This window comes from Microcoleus sp. POL10_C6 (assembly GCF_036701585.1).
GTDB lineage: Bacteria > Cyanobacteriota > Cyanobacteriia > Cyanobacteriales > Microcoleaceae > Microcoleus.
Map to the genome: position 1 here is coordinate 1 of NZ_JAUBRB010000139.1, position 1,571 is coordinate 1,571.

The window sequence follows — 1,571 nt, forward strand, 5'->3', positions numbered from 1 at the left end:
GTAGAAGTTCACGGGGTTAGCGTGGCAGAAGAGAAGGAGGAATCCGACAAGAACGAGTACTCAAGACAGATTCAGTCAGGAACTCAAGAATATTCCGGTCTTGCAGCTTGAGAGAAGACACGACGGTGAGTAAACGGGCAACAAACAGACTTCCTGCTGCTGAATCTGAACCAAAGCTAGTCCGTCGCCAAATCACAGCAGGGCGAATGGCTCTCTCAGCGGCATTATTGGTCGGCTCTACACCATCTGAGGAGATAAATAACCACAGAGCCACTTCCAACTTTAGTAAATTACGGCAAGTCCGCACAGTTTTTGCCAGTGGGGTTTTTTCCCTCTCGTCGATGTCTAACTGCGAAGCTTCTAGCAAGATGCTCAAAACTTTAGTCTTAATAGGTTCAACCCTTTCTTTCAACTCAGAACGAGTGAGTTGGTCATTTCTAAATTTATGCCAGAGATTGAAAAGCTCTTTTTCCTGCTCCAGCAAGGATTTGCCTATTTGGGCAGAAGCTCCAACTCGTTCGGATATTTGAATAAAATCTCGTTTGAGGTGCGCCCAGCACAGTTGCCTGCGATGGACATCCACCCAGTTATAGGCAGGGCAACGATCACTGGTGATCGAGCCACTAAAAGTTTCGCCCAAAACCGTTTGAGCAGCACTACTAGCTCTACTTAAAATTACCTGAAAGCTCTGGATCAATGGCGTTACTGCCACCCACAGCCAACCACTGGTCTTGGTGGCATTGTGACCATCTCCATTCCGCTGCTGAAATCCAGTCTCATCTACTCCCACAGTCGGTTGCTGCTGGATGTAATGTTGGGCTTCTGTGACCGCATCGCTAACTGCCTCACTCACTTCTGTCCGTAGACGATTGATAGTGCCGACGGACATTTCAATCCCAAACACCGCCTGCATCAGCGCACGTATTTGGCGGTAGGATTGTCGGTACTCACTACTGAATAGACCTACATAGGCTGCTGTTCTTGGACCATATCCACCCAGCCCAATTATTTCGGTCATTTCTGGGGCTTGATTTTCTTTCCCACAACAAGTACAGGTAATTGGATGAAACTGATGTTCGATGACGAGCCGCTGTACTGGTGGGACTTCCACTACTTGATGTCGGTAGGCTTGACCACTATTTTCAATCCCTAGGATGCCTCCACATCCACTACATTGCTGCGGGTAATGGTTGATTACTTCTTGACACATTTGGGTCGGGTATAGCTTCCGTTCGTGTCCCGAATGTCCTAGTTGCCCACCCCGCTTCTTGCCGGTGGGTTCCTTTCGATTGGGCTTAAATCCTTGAGGATTCTTCGATGGTGGTTGTGATGAATTTGCCGAAGTTCTGGCTAATTGCTCTTTGAGAAGCTCGTTTTCTGTTCTCAGTTCCGCTATTTCCTGTTCAACCCGATCCATCCTACGCACTAATTCGTAAATTAGTTCGAGCACGCTATCTGGCACTTGCGCCCACTCTGCTGGGCTGATTGCCGCCATTAATTCCGGCACTGTCTTCTCCATGTGCCTCACCTTATCAGATTTTTTGGGTTTTTGCTACCCCCGTGAACTTCTA

At 48.1% G+C, this 1,571-nt stretch carries 1 protein-coding gene; it reads right to left on the reverse strand.

Annotation, left to right across the window (positions count from 1 at the left end):
• Positions 1–16: 16 nt before the first annotated feature.
• Positions 17–1,519, reverse strand: a complete 1,503-nt coding sequence (gene tnpC / locus QUA34_RS29995; protein WP_333391151.1) for an IS66 family transposase — start codon at positions 1,517–1,519, stop codon at positions 17–19.
• Between the last annotated feature and the right edge of the window lie 52 nt (positions 1,520–1,571).

What these genes read in the sequence shown, in the direction of transcription:
- tnpC (WP_333391151.1), bottom strand. Translation starts at nt 1,519, where the DNA reads ATGGAGAAGACAGTGCCGGAATTAATGGCGGCAATCAGCCCAGCAGAG.